Source organism: Aeromonas ichthyocola (assembly GCF_046087985.1).
In the GTDB taxonomy this organism is placed as follows: Bacteria; Pseudomonadota; Gammaproteobacteria; order Enterobacterales; family Aeromonadaceae; genus Aeromonas; species Aeromonas rivipollensis.
In genome coordinates, this window is record NZ_JBJSWH010000006.1 from 62,914 (window position 1) to 78,259 (window position 15,346).

The 15,346-nt window shown below is 62.2% G+C and carries 15 protein-coding genes and 2 pseudogenes; 6 read left to right on the forward strand and 11 right to left on the reverse strand.

The genetic code is table 11. The features are described from left to right. Window positions 1-223: 223 nt before the first annotated feature. From ACF2JD_RS17440 to ACF2JD_RS17460, 5 genes and pseudogenes are all read right to left on the reverse strand, one after another. Window positions 224-781 carry a DNA topoisomerase family protein gene (locus ACF2JD_RS17440; protein WP_106885266.1) on the reverse strand — a complete coding sequence of 186 codons (558 nt, stop codon included), beginning with the start codon at window positions 779-781 and terminating at the stop codon, window positions 224-226. 55 nt (window positions 782-836) lie between these two features. Further along, the gene (locus ACF2JD_RS17445; protein ID WP_025325340.1) at window positions 837-1,310 is read right to left on the reverse strand and encodes a DUF494 family protein; all 474 of its coding nucleotides are present in this window, start codon (window positions 1,308-1,310) and stop codon (window positions 837-839) included. Beyond that, the gene (locus ACF2JD_RS17450; RefSeq protein ID WP_440987964.1) at window positions 1,303-1,560 is read right to left on the reverse strand and encodes a DprA-like winged helix domain-containing protein; all 258 of its coding nucleotides are present in this window, start codon (window positions 1,558-1,560) and stop codon (window positions 1,303-1,305) included. The genes ACF2JD_RS17445 and ACF2JD_RS17450 overlap by 8 nt, the downstream gene beginning before the upstream one ends. A 75-nt stretch (window positions 1,561-1,635) precedes the next feature. Further along, window positions 1,636-2,288 (reverse strand): annotated as a pseudogene (locus tag ACF2JD_RS17455) (DNA-processing protein DprA); the annotation flags it as partial. A gap of 129 nt (window positions 2,289-2,417) precedes the next feature. Continuing rightward, window positions 2,418-3,499 (reverse strand): annotated as a pseudogene (locus ACF2JD_RS17460) (LysM peptidoglycan-binding domain-containing protein). Window positions 3,500-3,607: 108 nt separating this feature from the next. Between ACF2JD_RS17460 and def the strand changes: the two are divergent. The 5 genes from def to ACF2JD_RS17485 all read left to right on the forward strand — a co-directional run bounded on the left by def (window position 3,608) and on the right by ACF2JD_RS17485 (window position 9,423). Next, complete coding sequence (gene def / locus ACF2JD_RS17465) at window positions 3,608-4,120, forward strand: peptide deformylase (protein WP_025325337.1); 513 nt, start codon at window positions 3,608-3,610, stop codon at window positions 4,118-4,120. A 12-nt stretch (window positions 4,121-4,132) separates the two neighbouring features. Further along, window positions 4,133-5,077 (forward strand): methionyl-tRNA formyltransferase, encoded by a 945-nt coding sequence (fmt, locus tag ACF2JD_RS17470; RefSeq protein ID WP_440987863.1) that lies wholly within the window; start codon window positions 4,133-4,135, stop codon window positions 5,075-5,077. Between the two features lie 60 nt (window positions 5,078-5,137). Further along, window positions 5,138-6,430 (forward strand): 16S rRNA (cytosine(967)-C(5))-methyltransferase RsmB, encoded by a 1,293-nt coding sequence (rsmB, locus tag ACF2JD_RS17475; protein WP_440987864.1) that lies wholly within the window; start codon window positions 5,138-5,140, stop codon window positions 6,428-6,430. Window positions 6,431-6,510: 80 nt separating this feature from the next. Next, a complete protein-coding gene (gene trkA, locus ACF2JD_RS17480; protein ID WP_025325334.1) occupies window positions 6,511-7,887 on the forward strand; it encodes a Trk system potassium transporter TrkA in 1,377 nt (458 codons plus the stop codon). A 93-nt stretch (window positions 7,888-7,980) separates the two neighbouring features. Beyond that, the gene (locus tag ACF2JD_RS17485) at window positions 7,981-9,423 is read left to right on the forward strand and encodes a TrkH family potassium uptake protein (protein WP_106885271.1); all 1,443 of its coding nucleotides are present in this window, start codon (window positions 7,981-7,983) and stop codon (window positions 9,421-9,423) included. 81 nt (window positions 9,424-9,504) lie between these two features. Here ACF2JD_RS17485 and rmuC read toward each other — a convergent pair whose 3' ends face one another. Both rmuC and ACF2JD_RS17495 read right to left on the reverse strand, forming a co-directional pair. Further along, window positions 9,505-10,836, reverse strand: a complete 1,332-nt coding sequence (rmuC, locus tag ACF2JD_RS17490) for a DNA recombination protein RmuC (protein ID WP_111911662.1) — start codon at window positions 10,834-10,836, stop codon at window positions 9,505-9,507. Window positions 10,837-10,885: 49 nt separating this feature from the next. After that, on the reverse strand, window positions 10,886-11,101 hold the full coding sequence (locus tag ACF2JD_RS17495) for a hypothetical protein (protein ID WP_025325331.1): 216 nt from the start codon (window positions 11,099-11,101) through the stop codon (window positions 10,886-10,888). 137 nt (window positions 11,102-11,238) lie between these two features. Between ACF2JD_RS17495 and ACF2JD_RS17500 the strand changes: the two genes are divergently transcribed. Continuing rightward, a complete protein-coding gene (locus ACF2JD_RS17500) occupies window positions 11,239-11,751 on the forward strand; it encodes a ferredoxin-type protein NapF (protein ID WP_234691248.1) in 513 nt (170 codons plus the stop codon). Between the two features lie 93 nt (window positions 11,752-11,844). On the opposite strand, the gene ACF2JD_RS17505 is transcribed toward ACF2JD_RS17500, so the two are convergent. The 4 genes from ACF2JD_RS17505 to ACF2JD_RS17520 form a co-directional block, all read right to left on the reverse strand. Next, the gene (locus tag ACF2JD_RS17505) at window positions 11,845-12,297 is read right to left on the reverse strand and encodes an Rrf2 family transcriptional regulator (protein ID WP_005326180.1); all 453 of its coding nucleotides are present in this window, start codon (window positions 12,295-12,297) and stop codon (window positions 11,845-11,847) included. Between the two features lie 287 nt (window positions 12,298-12,584). Beyond that, a complete protein-coding gene (locus tag ACF2JD_RS17510) occupies window positions 12,585-13,424 on the reverse strand; it encodes a PfkB family carbohydrate kinase (protein WP_408782227.1) in 840 nt (279 codons plus the stop codon). Window positions 13,425-13,484: 60 nt separating this feature from the next. Continuing rightward, window positions 13,485-14,456 (reverse strand): LysR substrate-binding domain-containing protein, encoded by a 972-nt coding sequence (locus ACF2JD_RS17515; RefSeq protein ID WP_025325328.1) that lies wholly within the window; start codon window positions 14,454-14,456, stop codon window positions 13,485-13,487. A 155-nt stretch (window positions 14,457-14,611) separates the two neighbouring features. Next, entirely contained in the window at window positions 14,612-15,340 is a 729-nt protein-coding gene (locus ACF2JD_RS17520) for a glutamine amidotransferase-related protein (RefSeq protein WP_042650122.1), read from the reverse strand. Between the last annotated feature and the right edge of the window lie 6 nt (window positions 15,341-15,346).

Below are 15,346 nucleotides of genomic sequence, written 5' to 3' on the forward strand. Positions count from 1 at the left end.
TACATTCGGACGTTTGACCCGCCATCAGAGCCTCGGCTCATCATTGGCCACTGCAACGCCTGAGATGCCGGACCACATGAACAGACCAAGAGGCTGGCGGCACGGCAGCATCGGGATCGGCGCCCAACGGCACGGCCGTAGAAGGGCGGTTCACCGCAAGAAGATAAATCCAGATGAAGCACCCTCTTGCCAGCAAGCTGCCAGCCGGCTCATGGCGGCAGGATTATACCCGCTCAATCTGATGACAGCATTTCTTTTGCGGGCAGACCCAGCGTAGACTCCCTCTCACTTTCTTCTCGATCATGATGCCCCAGCCACACTCGGGGCAGGGCATGGGAACAGGCTTGTCATTCACCACGTACTTGCAGTGAGGATAGGCATCACAGGAGTAAAACTGTTTGCCATAGCGGGAGGTGCGGCTCACCAGATGACCCTTGCCGCACTCCGGGCAGAGGATCTGGGTATCGGCGCTCTCCTGCAGGGACTCGATATGCTGGCAGGCCGGATACTGGGTACAACCCACGAACAGGCCGTAACGCCCCTTCTTGATCGCCAGAGGCTGGCCGCAATCAGGGCAGGCGGAGCCTTCGAGCACCTTTTCGATGTCGCGGCCGGAGGGCGTCAGGGAACGAATGTAGTCACAGGAGGGGTAGGCCGAGCAGCCCAGGAAGGGGCCATGCTTGCCCTGACGGATCACCAGCTCGGCGCCACACTGCGGGCACGGTTCGCGCTCGAATGCATGTTCGTGGGCCGAAAAGAGGTGATGATCTATTTTTGACATGGGCCGCGCCTTGGAATCCAGATGGCCTGAATTCTACCAGCGCGGCACCGGACTGTCAGTGAATGACACCGTCTGACTCGTCAAACACCAGCTCCTCCATCTGCTGGTAGGCATTCTCGCTGCCTGGTACGTTGAACAGCACCATCATGACGACCCACTTCAGGTCATCCAGCTCGATATCCGGCTTGTCCAGCTCCAGCAAGCGTTCGATACAGATTTCGCGGGTTTCGGCGTTCAGCACCTGAGCCTGTTCCAAGAACAGCAGGAAACCACGGCACTCGGTGCTGAGGCGGGCCAGCTCTTGTGGGGCGTAGATCCGCATCGAGCCTTGCGCGCTGGCGGTGACATACACCTCCCGCTCGCTGTCATGCAGATTGGCCAGTCGTTCCAGCCAGTTGAGTGCCTTCTCAATCTCGTCCTGATTGAAACCGGCCCGGCTAAGTTCGTCGGTGAGTTCATCCTGCTCGACCATCACATCTGCATCGCTGTGGATGTAGGTCTCGAAAAGGTACATCAATACATCAAACATGATTCGCCCTCCTCGCTCTGACGTATCCACCGGCTACCGCCATCACTGCACCGGCCAGCTCCAGCTCTACCAACCTGCCCAATACCACTTCGACAGGAAGCTGGGCCCGCTCGGCAACGGTATCCACGCTCGTGGTCTCATAATCTACGTTATCCAACAAATCGGCATAAGGCAATTCGCTATTATGCAATGGCTCGGGAGAAGGGTTCGCCAGCCTCTTTAATGGCACAAGGGCAGGCAGCTCTTCCATCACATCTGCCGCATTCAAGACCAGTTTGGCCCCCTGCTGAATTAATCTGTTGCACCCTATCGCCTGGGCATTTTGCGGGGCGCCGGGCACCGCAAACACCTCGCGCCCCTGTTCCAGCGCATAGCGGGCGGTGATCAGCGAACCGCTCTGCTCGGTCGCCTCCACCACCAGAGTTCCCAGCGACAGACCACTGATAATACGGTTGCGACGAGGAAAATGTTCAGCCAGCGGCCCCTTATCCGGCGCCAGCTCGGAGATAAGCAAACCACCACTCTCCAGAATCTGGCCTGCCAGCCCCTGATGGCGTTTGGGTAGAGGCTGTCCAGCCCGGAGCCCAACACCGCAAGGGTGATACCGCCCGAAGCCAGCGCCTGCTGATGGCAAATGCCATCAATGCCCAGCGCCAAGCCCGGAGGTGATCGCCAACCCGCACCCAACCAGCTCGCACAAAGGCGGGAGGCATTATCTTTGCCTGCATAGGTGGGATGGCGCGTCCCCACCATCGCCAGCTGGGCAGTGACAGGGCAGCAAGATCGCCCGCGACAGTAGAGCAACAGGGGGCGGCGGGAATTTCCCGCAACAAGGGTGGATAAGGCGGTGACTTGCGGGAAGCAGGTGATTGTCGGCGCACGCGGCCCAAGCCAGGCTCTGCTCAACCACCGGCGATGGCCAGCGCAGTTGCCTGATCTGCTCTGATGACAACCCCATACCATGCAGTTGCGCTTCATCGCTCTGGAAACAGGGCATCAATACTTCCTCCGGCCCGCTCCAAGCAGACGTGCAGCGGTCACCGGGCCTATACCGGTGACCGCATCCAGCGTCAGCCACAGCGCCAGACGCGCGTGGAAGTGTTCACGTCAGAAGTGAGTGACCTGATAACCCGACTCACCATGTCGTTACTCTGCATGATGAGACCATAACTCAGCTTGTCATACACCTTGAACAACATGACACGGGCAATCGCTTCGGAGGGCAGTGGTGCCGACTTGCCAGCTGCTGGAACACCTTGTTAAAGACCGACGAAGCTCCTTGTACTGTACATCGCCATTCTTGGTCACCATCGCGGCTCCCGGACGCTGACATCCAGCACATCCCCGGCGACCAATTGATCCGGCTGCCCCTTGTTGATCAGGACCACATCAAACTTGCCACCCCCCGGGTCTTGTTCGGCAGCTCGATGATATAGCCCGGCGTGATGGCAGGTGCCGCTTTCGGCATGAAGACGGCGGGCATGTTCTCCTGAGCGGGCAGCGGCATCACCTTGTCGCCCTGCAGCACTTCGCGCTGGTTGTGAGTCAGAGTCACCTTGGTCCGGTCGCCATCAAGACGCCACGGCCCGCACCACACCAAAAATCGCCTCCTGGCCCAGCAGTTCACCGGTTTCGCGATCCTTGTAGACCACCCCGGGGTGATAGATGCCATAACTCTGACCCGGATTCAGCGCCCCCTGCACATAGAGGGTGTCCCCCTCCAGCATGCCGATATGCTTGTCGTTATTGCCAAGCACATAGGGCAGATCCTTGCTCTGCTGGCTGTCGGCCAGAATGTGATCGGTTTGCAGGAAGGGCACTATCTCGCTGAGGGGCAGGGTCGGAATGGGGTTGGCCTTGTTCTCGTAGCGGTTCTTGGGAGACAGGTGAATGACCTGTTTGCCGCCCTGGCTGGCCTTGCCCAGACGCGGCTCACCATTGACCCAGCTCAGCTGCAGCATGTCACCGGGGTAAATCCAGTGTGGATTGGCGATCTGGGGATTGATGTTCCAGAGACGTGGCCAGAGCCAGGGTTCGGCCAGATACTGGCCCGAGATATCCCAGAGGGTATCCCCCTTCTGCACCACATAACTCTCGGGATAACCGGATTTCAGCGTCAACTGCTGTGCCATGGCACCATTGGCCAGGGCTGTCGCCAGACAGGCGAGGATGATTTGCTTCAGATGCATAACACTCCCTGTTACTTCTGCACGCAAAGTGTTGCTGTTTTTTGTCGACGTAAATGACTAGAATTACGTCAATATTGACTGCGTTTATATGAAACTAAAGAAAAAACTATGGCCATTCTAGATGTATTGCGTTTCCCCGATGAGCGCCTGCGCACAGTCGCAGCCCCTGTCGAGACCATTACACCCGAGTTACAACAGATTGTAGATGATATGTTCGAAACCATGTACGCGGAGGAAGGCATAGGCCTGGCCGCGACTCAGGTCGACATTCATCAGCGCATCATCGTCATCGACGTCTCTGAAGACCGTGAAGATCAGCTGGTGCTGATCAACCCGGAGATCCTTGAGCAGTCAGGCAGCACTGGCATCGAAGAGGGTTGCCTCTCGGTCCCCGGCAGCCGCGCTCTGGTACCGCGTGCCGAGTGGGTCAAGGTCCGGGCGCTGGATCGCCACGGCAAGCCATTCGAGCTGGAAGCCGACGATCTGCTCGCTATCTGTATACAGCATGAGATGGATCATCTGGTCGGCAAGCTGTTTGTGGATTACTTGTCCCCGCTCAAGCGCCAGCGCATCCGTCAGAAGCTGGAAAAAATGGCCCGTGAAGATCGCAAAGTCCTCTGAGGATCTGCCCCATTGAATAAGCTGAAACTGATTTTTGCCGGTACCCCCGACTTCGCCGCCCGTCATCTGGCGGCGTTGTTGTCTTCCGACCATGAGGTCGTCGCCGTTTACACCCAGCCCGACAAGCCGGCGGGCCGCGGCCAGAAACTGACCGCCAGCCCGGTCAAGGAGCTGGCGCTGGCCCACGATCTGCCGGTCTACCAGCCGGCATCCCTGCGCAATGAAGCCGCACAGGCCGAGCTGGCCGCCCTTGGCGCAGATCTCATGGTGGTGGTGGCCTACGGCCTGATCCTGCCCAAGGCGGTGCTCGACACCCCGCGCCTCGGCTGCCTCAACGTGCACGGCTCCCTGCTGCCACGCTGGCGCGGTGCCGCCCCCATACAGCGCGCCATCTGGGCGGGAGATGCCGAAACCGGCGTCACCATAATGCAGATGGATGTGGGGCTGGATACCGGCGCCATGATCCGCAAGGTGAGCTGCCCCATCGCCTTTGATGAGACCTCCGCCAGCCTCTATGACAAGCTGGCAGAGCTAGGACCGCAGGCGCTGGTCGACACCCTTAACGCCATGGCCGCCGGTGAAACTACCGCCGAGGCGCAGGACGATGCGCTGGCCAACTATGCCCAGAAGCTCTCCAAGGAAGAGGCGCGCATCGACTGGTCCATGGAGGCCGTCGCCATCGAGCGCTGCATTCGCGCCTTCAACCCCTGGCCCATCAGCTGGTTCGAGGCCGCGGAGCAGACCATCAAGGTGTGGCAGGCCGAGGTCATCGACAGCGACCATGGCCAACCCGCCGGTACCCTGCTCAAGGCCGACAAGCAGGGGATCGACGTCGCCACCGGCAAGGGGGTGCTGCGACTGCTGACCCTGCAACCGCCCGGCAAGAAGGCCATGTCCGTCCCGGATCTGCTCAACTCTCGCCGCGACTGGTTTGAACCCGGCACGCAATTGCATTGAACTGGATTGAATTGACACAAGCGGGGCCCAGGCCCCGACTTGCGCATCTAAGGTAACTCTATGAAAACACGTGCACAGGCCGCTCTCGTTATTCAACAGGTGCTGGATCAGGGCCAATCCCTCTCCGCTGTTCTGCCTGCTGCCCAGGAGAAGGTGGCGCCTCGCGATCGCGCCCTCCTGCAAGAACTCTGCTACGGCACCCTGCGCTGGCTGCCCCGCCTCGACGCGGCGGTGAGCGAGATGATGGACAAGCCGCTCAAGAACAAGAGCCGCATCTTCCACTATCTGATCCTGGTCGGTCTCTATCAGCTCATCTACACCCGCATTCCGGCTCATGCCGCCGTGGCCGAGACCGTCAATGCGGTCAAGCTGCTCAAGGGCACCTCACTGCGCGGCCTCATCAACGGCGTGCTGCGCAACTTCCAGCGCAGCGCCGAAGTCATACTGCTGCGCATCGACCGGGTGCCCAGCATCCGCCTCGGTCACCCCGAGTGGCTCACCAAGCGCCTGCGTCAGGCCTATCCGGAGGATTGGGAATTCATCATGGAGGCCAACAACCAGCGTCCCCCCATGTGGATCCGCAACAACAGCCAGCGCCAGAGCCGCGAGCAGATGCTGGCCCGCATGGCCGAAGTGGGCATCAATGCGGTGGCCGGCGAAGAGGGTGAGGACTGCATCCTGCTGGAGCGCCCTTGCGACGTGACCAAGCTGCCCGGATTCGAAACCGGTGACTGCTCGGTGCAAGACGGTGCCGCCCAGCAGGCCGCCCGTCTGCTCGATCCCCAACCTGGTGAATGGGTGCTGGACGCCTGCGCCGCCCCCGGCGGCAAGACGGCCCACCTGCTGGAGCTGCAACCCGCCCTCGCCGGTGTGGTGGCCGTGGATGCGGACGAGCACCGCCTCACCCGGGTGCAGGAGAACCTGGATCGCATCGGCCTCACCGCCCGGGTGATCCACGGGGATGCCAGCACGCCGGACCAGTGGTGGCCAGAGGGTCAGTTCGATCGCATCCTGCTGGATGCCCCCTGCTCCGCCACCGGCGTCATCCGCCGCCATCCTGACATCAAGTGGCTGCGCCGGGATCAGGACATCCGCGAGCTGGCCGAGCTGCAGCGCCGCATTCTGAACGCCCTCTGGGGCAAGCTCAAAAGCGGCGGCACCCTGCTCTATGCCACCTGCTCTGTGCTGCCGGAAGAGAACCGCGACCAGATCCGCGCCTTCCTGGCTGACACCAAGGATGCCCGTCTGGTGCCGCTGCACGAGCAGGACAACCCGGATTGCCCGGGTCGCCAGTTCCTGCCTGGCGAGGCGGAGATGGACGGCTTCTATTATGCCAAGCTGATCAAGCTGTAGGCCCTGCCCCGGGATGTCGAGTCCGGGCGGCAGGCTGGCTTGCCTCGTTTCGAAGCAACAATCTTGAGTAAGATGTCCATATGAAAATCATCATTCTGGGTGCGGGTCAGGTGGGTGGCACGCTGGCGGAAAACCTCGCCGGCGAGAACAACGACATCACCATAGTCGACACCGACAGCGACCGCCTGCGGGAGCTGCAGGACAAGTTCGACCTGCGGGTGGTGAACGGTCACGGCGCCCACCCCAGGGTGCTGCGCGAGGCGGGGGCCCAAGATGCGGACATGCTGGTCGCGGTCACCAACAGTGACGAGACCAACATGATCGCCTGTCAGGTGGCCTACTCCCTGTTCAACACCCCGAACAAGGTGGCGCGCATTCGCTCCCCGGCCTATCTGGTGGAGCGGGATCGGCTGTTCCTGCCGGAATCCGTGCCGGTGGATCACCTGATCGCCCCCGAGCAGCTGGTGACAGACTACGTGCGCCGGTTGATCGAATACCCGGGTGCGCTGCAGGTGGTGGACTTCGCCGGTGGCAAGGTGGGTCTGGTGGCGGTCAAGGCCTACTACGGCGGCCCCCTGGTGGGCAATGCGCTCTCCACCCTGCGGGATCACATGCCGAACATAGAGACCCGGGTCGCCGCCATCTTCCGCCAGGGCCGCTCCATCCGCCCGCAAGGCACCACCATCATAGAGGCGGATGACGAGGTGTTCTTCGTCGCCGCCGCCGGCCACATCCGGGCCGTGATGTCGGAGCTGCAACGGCTCGAGAGCCCCTATCGCCGCATCATGATAGTCGGGGGTGGCAACATAGGTGCCGGTCTCGCCCGCCAGCTGGAGAAGCGCTACAGCGTCAAGCTCATAGAGCGCAACCAGAAGCGGGCGGAGCAGCTCTCGGAGAACCTGGAAAACACCATAGTCTTCTGCGGCGACGCGGCGGATCAGGAGCTGCTGGCGGAGGAGCACATCGATCAGATCGACGTCTTCATCGCGGTGACCAACGAGGACGAGGCCAACATAATGTCGGCCCTGCTCGCCAAGAAGATGGGTGCCAAGAAGACAATGGTGCTGATCCAGCGCGGCGCCTACGTGGATCTGGTGCAGGGCGGCTCCATCGACATCGCCATCTCGCCCCAGCAGGCCACCATCTCGGCCCTGCTGACCCACGTGCGCCGTGCCGACATCGCCAACGTCTACAGCCTGCGCCGCGGGGCGGCCGAAGCCATCGAGGCCATAGCCCACGGTGACGAGAACACCTCCAAGGTGGTGGGCAAGACGGTGGGTGAGCTCAAGCTGCCGCCGGGCACCACCATAGGCGCAGTCGTACGGGGAGATGAGGTGCTGATCGCCCACGATCGCACCCAGATCCAGCAGGATGACCACGTGGTGATGTTCCTGGTGGACAAGAAGTACATCCCGGAAGTGGAACGCCTGTTCCAGCCCAGCCCTTTCTTCCTGTAAGCCCTCCATGCAACAGGCTGCGACATCCAGACCCGGACATTTCCCAGAGGGAAGGTCCGGGTCTTTTTTCAATCAACGACCAGGTTATCTTGCATGATCAAGCTGCGTCCCATCGTCTTCACCCTCGGGCTGGTGCTCTCCAAGCTGGCCCTCTTCATGTGGCTGCCCACCCTGCTGGCGCTGTTCACCGGCTCCGAGGGCTTCGTCGAGTTTCTCAAGTCCGTGCTGATCACCCATGGCGCCGCCCTGCTCTGCCTGCACCATGGGCGCAAGGTGGAGTTTCACCTAGGGGTGCGGGAGATGTTCCTGCTCACCACCTCGGTCTGGGTGGTGGCCTGCATCTTCGGCGCCCTGCCTTTCTTCTTCATCAACCACATCGACTTCACCGACGCCTACTTCGAGACAATGTCGGGGGTCACCACCACGGGATCCACAGTGCTGTCGGGGCTGGACGGCATGGCCCACAGCATCTTGCTGTGGCGCTCCATTTTGCAGTGGCTGGGGGGCGTGGGTTTTATCGTGATGGCGGTGGCCGTGCTGCCCTACCTCAACGTCGGCGGCATGAAACTGTTCCAGACCGAGAGCTCGGATTGGTCAGACAAGAGCGCGCCCCGCGCCAAGACGGTGGCCAACAACATAGTGGTGGTCTATCTGGTGCTCTCCATGCTCTGCTTCCTCGCCTACTGGGTGAGCGGCATGACGCTGTTCGAGGCGGTCAACCACGCTATGACGACGCTGAGCACCGGGGGCTATTCCACCTCGGATCAGTCCATGTCCCACTTCTCCAACTCGGCGCACTGGATTGGCACCCTCTTCATGTTCCTCGGCGGCCTGCCCTTCCTGCTCTATGTGCAAGCCCTCTCCCGCCGTGACAACAGCCTGCTCAAGGATGCACAGGTCCAAGGCTTCTTCTGGCTGGTGGTCTGGGTCACCGTCGTCGTTACCTTCTATCTGTGGGTCCGGGACATCTACGGCTTTATGGATGCCCTGCGCATCAGCAGCTTCAACATAGTCTCGGTGATCACCACCACCGGCTATGGCCTCGGCGACTTCGGCACCTGGGGGCCCCTCACCAGCATCATCTTCATCATCTTGCTGGCGCTCGGCGCCTGCTCCGGCTCTACCGCCGGCGGGCTCAAGATCTTCCGGATACAGGTGGCCTTCGCCCTGTTCAAGAAACAGATGCGCCAGCTGATGCACCCCTCGGGGGTCTTCCCCCAGAAATACAACGGCCGTCCGGTCAACGACGCCATCATCCGCTCCATGATCTCCTTCGTGCTGGCCTACTTTGCCATCATCTTGCTGATCGCCGCCCTGCTCGCCGCCATAGGCCTGGATCCCCTGACCGCCATCTCGGGCTCCATCACGGCGGTGGCCAACGTGGGCCCCGGCATGGGGCCCGTCATAGGCCCCAGCACCAACTTCGCCAGTCTGCCGGATACGGCCAAGTGGATACTGTCGTTCGGCATGTTGCTGGGACGGCTCGAGATCCTGACGGTGGCGGTGATCTTCTTCCCCTCGTTCTGGCGCCAATGAGGCCGGAGTGGCGGATCACCATGACAAAAAGGGCAGCCCGCGGGCTGCCCTTTTTGTCTGCGTTCGACCGTCGCCCTTGCTTCAGTCGGCGGAGTCTTCCCGCTCCAGCGCGCGGTTGACCAGGGGCTCCGGCAGGGGCTTGGTGACCTCCACTCCCAGCTCGCGAAAACGCTCGACCTGGGCGATCAGGTTGCCACGGCCGTTGACCAGCCGACCCATCGCCTTGTCGTAACTCTCCTGCGCCTTGTGCAGGCTGCCCCCCATCTGCTGCATCTCCTCCACGAAGAGCCGCAGCTTCTCGTAGAGGCGGCCGGCCCGCTCCGCTATCTGGCGCGAGTTCTGGTTCTGCCGCTCGTAGCGCCACAGGTTTTCTATGGTGCGCAGCGCCACCATCAGGTTGGTGGGGCTCACCAGCAGTATGTTGTGATCCAGCCCGTAACGTACCAGGGAGGGGTCGGCCTCCAGGGCGGTGAGGAAGGCTGGCTCCACCGCCACGAACATCAGCACATAGTCCAGGGTGCGCACCCCGGGCAGTTGCTGGTAATCCTTGCGGCCCAGCTCGCGGATGTGGTTGCGCACCGAGGCAACGTGCTCCTTGAGCGCCACCGCCTTCTCCAGCTCGTCGTCCGCGTTGTACCAGCGCTCGTAGGCGGTCAGCGACACCTTGGCGTCTATGATGATGTCTTTGTCCTGCGGCAGGTGGACGATGACGTCGGGCTGATAGCGCTTGCCCTTGTCCACCTCGATGTTGACCTGGGTGTGGTACTCGTGGCCCTCCCGCAGGCCGCACTCGGAGAGGATACGGGCCAGCACCACCTCACCCCAGTTGCCTTGCTGCTTGCTGTCCCCCTTGAGGGCCCGGGTCAGGGCTGCGGCCTCTTCGGTCATGCGGGCATTAAGCTCGGCGAGGCGCTCCAGCTCGAACTTGAGGCTGTGGCGCTGGGCCGTCTCCTGAGCGTGGGTCTCCCCCACCTGGCGACGGAAACCCTCGAGCTGCTCCTTGAGCGGTGTCAGCAGCAGATCCAGGCTGTTCTGGTTCAGTTCGCGGAAGTTACCTGAGTTTTGTTCGAAGATACGGTTGGCGAGGTTCTCGAACTGCTGGCTGAGGCGGGCCTCCGCCTGCTGTTGCAGTTGCAGCTTCTCGGCGCTGGCAATGCGCTCGCTGCGCAGTGTGGCTTCGGCATCCTTGAGGCGAGCGGTGAGCTTGAGCAGCAGGGCCTGCTGCTGCTCCAGCTTCTGCTGGCCCAGCATCTTCTCGTCCTGCAGCTCGTCGAACCTGTCCTGCAACGCCTGATGGCGCTCCTCGGTGAGCAGTGTCTCCTCACGGGCCGTGCGACGCCCCGCCAGCCAGCCGAGGAGCAGGGCCAGCAGACCCGCCAGCAAGACAGGCAGCCAGGTCGTCATCGGGATCATCGCCGACTCCGCTGACACAGGAAGCGCTGGACATCAACGCGTGCGGCGATCATCGGCGGCTCCGCTGGCGCAGGAAGAGTTCGAGATAACGGTTGAGCAGCAACCAGAACAGCACATAGATGAGGTAGGCGGCCAGCACCACCCACTTGTGACTGTTGACCCCGGTGTCGAGCTCGGTGAACTCGATCTCCTTGATGCGGCAGTAGGCCCACATCAGCAGGGGGAAGATATACAGCAGAGAAGCACGCCACAGAAATAACCACATGAGTTCATCAGATCCCGCAAAAAGACCCGCCTAGCTTACACAAGGGCAACCCGGCTTGCGATCCTGGCCGGCGCTATTCTCTGGCTTGCCGGCGGAAAACTGGATAAAATTAACCCCTAATAGGTATAGGGGTGAGCATGACTCATTTTTTCTGTCGCTGGCTGACGCACGCACTGGGGGGCTCCCGCAAACCGGACATGGTTTGCCACGAGGCGCGCCCGCCCTGGGCCATCGAAGAGTCGCAATTCCTCGCTCTGTGCCGCCGCTGCGGCGAGTGCTTCAAAGCCTGCCCCAACGGCCTGCTCAAACCCGCCGACCAGCCCGAATATGTCGGCACCCCCATAGCCGGCACCCCTGTGCTGGATCTCGCCTGCGGCCAGTGCAGCTACTGTGGCAGCTGCGCCAGAGCCTGTCCCACCGGGGCGTTGGATCTGCGGCTCGGCCGCCAGGTGCAGACCCGGGTCAGGATAGAGGCGAGCTGTCAGGCCCGTAAAGGCTTCTACTGCCTGCTGTGTGAGGATGCCTGCCCCCAGCAGGCGATCAAGGCCAGCAGCGAGGGGGTGAGCGTCAACATGGCGGCCTGCGACGGTTGCGGCGCCTGCGGCCTCGCCTGCCTGCACGGCGCCATCACCCTGATCCCCCAGCTCTGACGACTCCGGCATCCCGACGCACTCACATCCATCCCCGGCATTCATGCCAGACAGCAAAAAGGGCCCCGAGGGGCCCTTTCAGCGTCATGACCCTCAGGCCATGGTCAGGATATTGTCCTGCTCGATGCCAAGCAGGTGGCACAGCCGGGTCGGATCCCGCACCGCATCCGCCAGGGTGTATTCCCCCAGCACCTCGAGGAAGGCGTTCATGGCGCGGCGCAGTATCCCCTGGATGCGGCAGCCGCCGGAGAGGCGGCAGTTCTCGCGCTTGCAGTCCACCGGGCAGAGCACGTGCTCCATGTCCATCACCACATCGCGCAGGTTGATGGAGACGGCGGAGCGGCCGAGACGGATGCCACCATGCTTGCCACGTACCGTTTCGATGTACCCCTTGATGCCGAGCTGATGCACTATCTTGACCACGTGGTTGCGGGAGATGGCGAAGGTGTCGGCCACTTCCGTGATGGTCGACAGGCGATCACCGGGCTGGATAGCCAGAAAGGTCAGGGTACGCAGGGCGTAGTCGGTAAATCGTGTCAGTTGCATGGTCGCACTTGCCTCTTACTACAAGCCAGAAATCAGGACGACAGCCAGTGGCCAGAGAGGTGAGACTGCACGTGCGCCCGCACAGGTGTCGCTTCTTCAGCCGGGTCGTGGAGTGACAAGGTTAAGAGCAGCTCTGGCGGGTGTCGACGAAGATGTACATAAATCGACACTTTCTTTGATTGATCGCAAACTTGCCGGCTCGGGGCGGGGTTTTGGTCATTTCCGGCGGCTAAATTCCATCGGCAGGCAGGGGGCCACAGTCCGGCGAGCAGGCCGGTTAGAGTCTGTCAGTGGGGATGTTTCAGCCAGGTTTTCAGGGCCTGGGAAGGGATGGAACTCTCGGAGGCGACCGCGAAGGCGCCCCAGTCCACCGCGCACTGCAGGGCATCCCCCATCGCCATGCCGCGTGCCAGACCGTGGATAAGGCCGCCGGCGAAGGCATCCCCCGCCCCCGTGGTGTCGACCACGGACACCGGCCGCGCCGCCACCCGCACCTGCTCCTCGCCGTGGATGGCAACGGCCCCCGCCTTGCCCTCGGTCAGCACCAGCCATTCGAGCTGCTCCCCAGCGAGCTCCCGGGCATGCCGCCAGGGATCGCCCACCTCGGCGAGATCCGCGCGGGAGGCCACCAGCACGTGACAGGGGCGGCGGCTCTGCCCGCCCTTGGGGTACTGGGCCACCACGAAGCTCTTGCCAAGCATCTGGCGCATGTAGCCGATGATGGCGGTGCCGGGGTAGTTGACGTAGAGGCAATCCACCCCCTCCAACGGCAAGTCGCCTGGCAGATCCGGGCGGCGCGGACGCCTTAGAATGGTGCGCTCCCCGGTGGAGTCCACCAGCACCAGCAGCTCCCCCGTCTCGCCGCCAAAGCGCTCCACGTGGGAGCAGTCCAGCCCATGGCCCGTGGCTTGCTCCAGCAGCCAGTCGCCGGTCTCGTCCAGCCCGATGCGGGAGGCAATGATGACCTCGTGCCCCGCCCACACCAGCCCTATGCCGGTGTTGGCGGCGCCGCCGCCGAGCCTGCGCCCCTGATCCACGTATTGCAGGCGCGCCCCGGCCACCAGGGGTTCGGCCAGGGAGAGCACATGATCACAGTTGAGATTGGCAAGCAGCAGGATGCGGGACATGGGGACCTCGGCAGGGCGGGTCCGGCATCCAGCGACGCCGGACCGATGACGGAAGACGACTCAGTAGACGGGCAGCTCCACCCCGACCAGCAGTTCGTCGATGCGCGCCTGGGTCGGCTGCTGCATCACGTTCTGGATCATCTCCTTGGTGAGATGGGGGGAGAAGGAGCTGATGAAGTCATACATGTAGTTCTGCAGCAGTATGCTCTTGCTGAAGCAGAGCTGGGCCGGGCAGGGCTCGAACAGGTGCTCCAGGTTGATGGCCACCAGGCTGGGGGCATCGTGGTCGTTGGCCACCAGGGATGAGATGATGCCGATGCCAAAGCCCAGCTCCACGTAGCGCTTGATGACGCCCGCATCCATCACAGTCATGTAGTAGTTGGGGCTGAGGCCGGCCGCCTGGAACACCCTGTCCTGCACCTGACGCCCGGTAGCGCCGCTCTCGTAGCTGAGGATGGGGTACTGGCAGAGCTGCTCCAGAGTCGGTTTCTTCACCTTGGCCAGGGGATGATCCTGCGGCACCACCAGCGACAGGGTCCAGAGGTAGGCGGGCAGCGCGATCAGCTCCTTGTCGAAGCCTATCTCGTGGGCCACGATGGAAAAATCCGAGTAACCCTTGCTGATCTGCTCCTTGGTGGCCGACATCACGGGGTGCAGGTGGAACGAGATCTTGGGGTACTTCTTGGTGAAATAGGTGACGCTTTTCGGCAGCAGGTAGCGGGCTATGGTGTGGGTGGTGTGGATGTTGAGGGTGCCCACTGTCGGGTCCAGGTACTCCCGGGAGATGGCCTTGATCTTGCTCTCTATGTTGAGCATGGCCTCGGCGCACTTGATGATCTCCTCCCCCACAGGGGTGATCCTGTGCAGGTGCTTGCCGCGACGCTCGAAGATGCGCACCCCCAGCTCGCTCTCCAGCAAGCCGATCTGCTTGCTCACCCCAGGCTGGCTGGTATAGAGCGCATCGGAAGCGACGGAGACGTTGAGATTGTGGTCCCGCACCGCGATCAGATACTTCAACTGCTGTAGTTTCAAGGTTGCACCCTCACAGGCTGGCGCGGCTGTCATCAGATGGACAAGGCCGCCACAAATGGCGGCCAGTGTACCATCCGAACTCGGCATATCACCGCTTGATCCTTCATTTTGCTACAAAATCTAGCATCTGCCGGGGGGATATGACAAACGGACACTCAGCGCACTGCGGGGCCGACCGGTAGCATGCCGAGGAACTGCAGCAACCACTGCATCATGGTGGCCGAGTCCACTTCCCCCTCCAGGGAGGAGAGGCTGCTCTGGTAGTGCTCGTCGGGCAGCCGATCCCGCCGCCGCTCGATCAGCGCCCGGTTGTATTCCACCGAAAACTCCGGATGACCCTGGATGGCGACTATGTGATCCCCCTGCAGGAACATGAAGTTCGGGCAAAAATCGTTGCCCGCCAGCAGGGTCGCCCCCGGGGGCAGCTGCTCCACCTGATCCTGATGACTGGCCAGGATCCTGATGGTCTCCAGCCCCGGCTGCATCCAGGGTTTCGCCTCCTGCATGGGGTGGACGGAGACGCCGAGCCCCCAGCCCTTGGTGGACTTCACCACCTCTCCCCCCAGTGCCTGGGCGATCACCTGATGGCCGAAGCAGATGCCGGCCAGCTTGACGTTGGCATCGTGGGCCCGCCGGATCCAGTCGCGCAGCGCCAGGATCCAGGGGATGTCGCTGTAGGCATCGTGGCGCGATCCTGTGATGAGCCAGGCATCGCACTCGTTCAAGTCGCTCGGCAGCTCCCCATCGAGCGCCGACCAGACCCGGTATTCCAACGCCGGGGCCAGCGCCCGGAATCCCTTGATAAACATCTCGGAGTAAACGGGGCCGAAACTCCCAACCAAGTCGGGGTCCAGCCGGTCACAATCGAGAATTCCCAGTCGCATCTGTTA

What these genes read in the sequence shown, in the direction of transcription:
- ACF2JD_RS17440 (WP_106885266.1), bottom strand. Translation starts at nt 781, where the DNA reads ATGTCAAAAATAGATCATCACCTCTTTTCGGCCCACGAACATGCATTC.
- ACF2JD_RS17445 (WP_025325340.1), bottom strand. Translation starts at nt 1,310, where the DNA reads ATGTTTGATGTATTGATGTACCTTTTCGAGACCTACATCCACAGCGAT.
- ACF2JD_RS17450 (WP_440987964.1), bottom strand. Translation starts at nt 1,560, where the DNA reads ATGGAAGAGCTGCCTGCCCTTGTGCCATTAAAGAGGCTGGCGAACCCT.
- def (WP_025325337.1), top strand. Translation starts at nt 3,608, where the DNA reads ATGGCCATTCTAGATGTATTGCGTTTCCCCGATGAGCGCCTGCGCACA.
- rsmB (WP_440987864.1), top strand. Translation starts at nt 5,138, where the DNA reads ATGAAAACACGTGCACAGGCCGCTCTCGTTATTCAACAGGTGCTGGAT.
- trkA (WP_025325334.1), top strand. Translation starts at nt 6,511, where the DNA reads ATGAAAATCATCATTCTGGGTGCGGGTCAGGTGGGTGGCACGCTGGCG.
- ACF2JD_RS17485 (WP_106885271.1), top strand. Translation starts at nt 7,981, where the DNA reads ATGATCAAGCTGCGTCCCATCGTCTTCACCCTCGGGCTGGTGCTCTCC.
- rmuC (WP_111911662.1), bottom strand. Translation starts at nt 10,836, where the DNA reads ATGATCCCGATGACGACCTGGCTGCCTGTCTTGCTGGCGGGTCTGCTG.
- ACF2JD_RS17495 (WP_025325331.1), bottom strand. Translation starts at nt 11,101, where the DNA reads ATGTGGTTATTTCTGTGGCGTGCTTCTCTGCTGTATATCTTCCCCCTG.
- ACF2JD_RS17500 (WP_234691248.1), top strand. Translation starts at nt 11,239, where the DNA reads ATGACTCATTTTTTCTGTCGCTGGCTGACGCACGCACTGGGGGGCTCC.
- ACF2JD_RS17505 (WP_005326180.1), bottom strand. Translation starts at nt 12,297, where the DNA reads ATGCAACTGACACGATTTACCGACTACGCCCTGCGTACCCTGACCTTT.
- ACF2JD_RS17510 (WP_408782227.1), bottom strand. Translation starts at nt 13,424, where the DNA reads ATGTCCCGCATCCTGCTGCTTGCCAATCTCAACTGTGATCATGTGCTC.
- ACF2JD_RS17520 (WP_042650122.1), bottom strand. Translation starts at nt 15,340, where the DNA reads ATGCGACTGGGAATTCTCGATTGTGACCGGCTGGACCCCGACTTGGTT.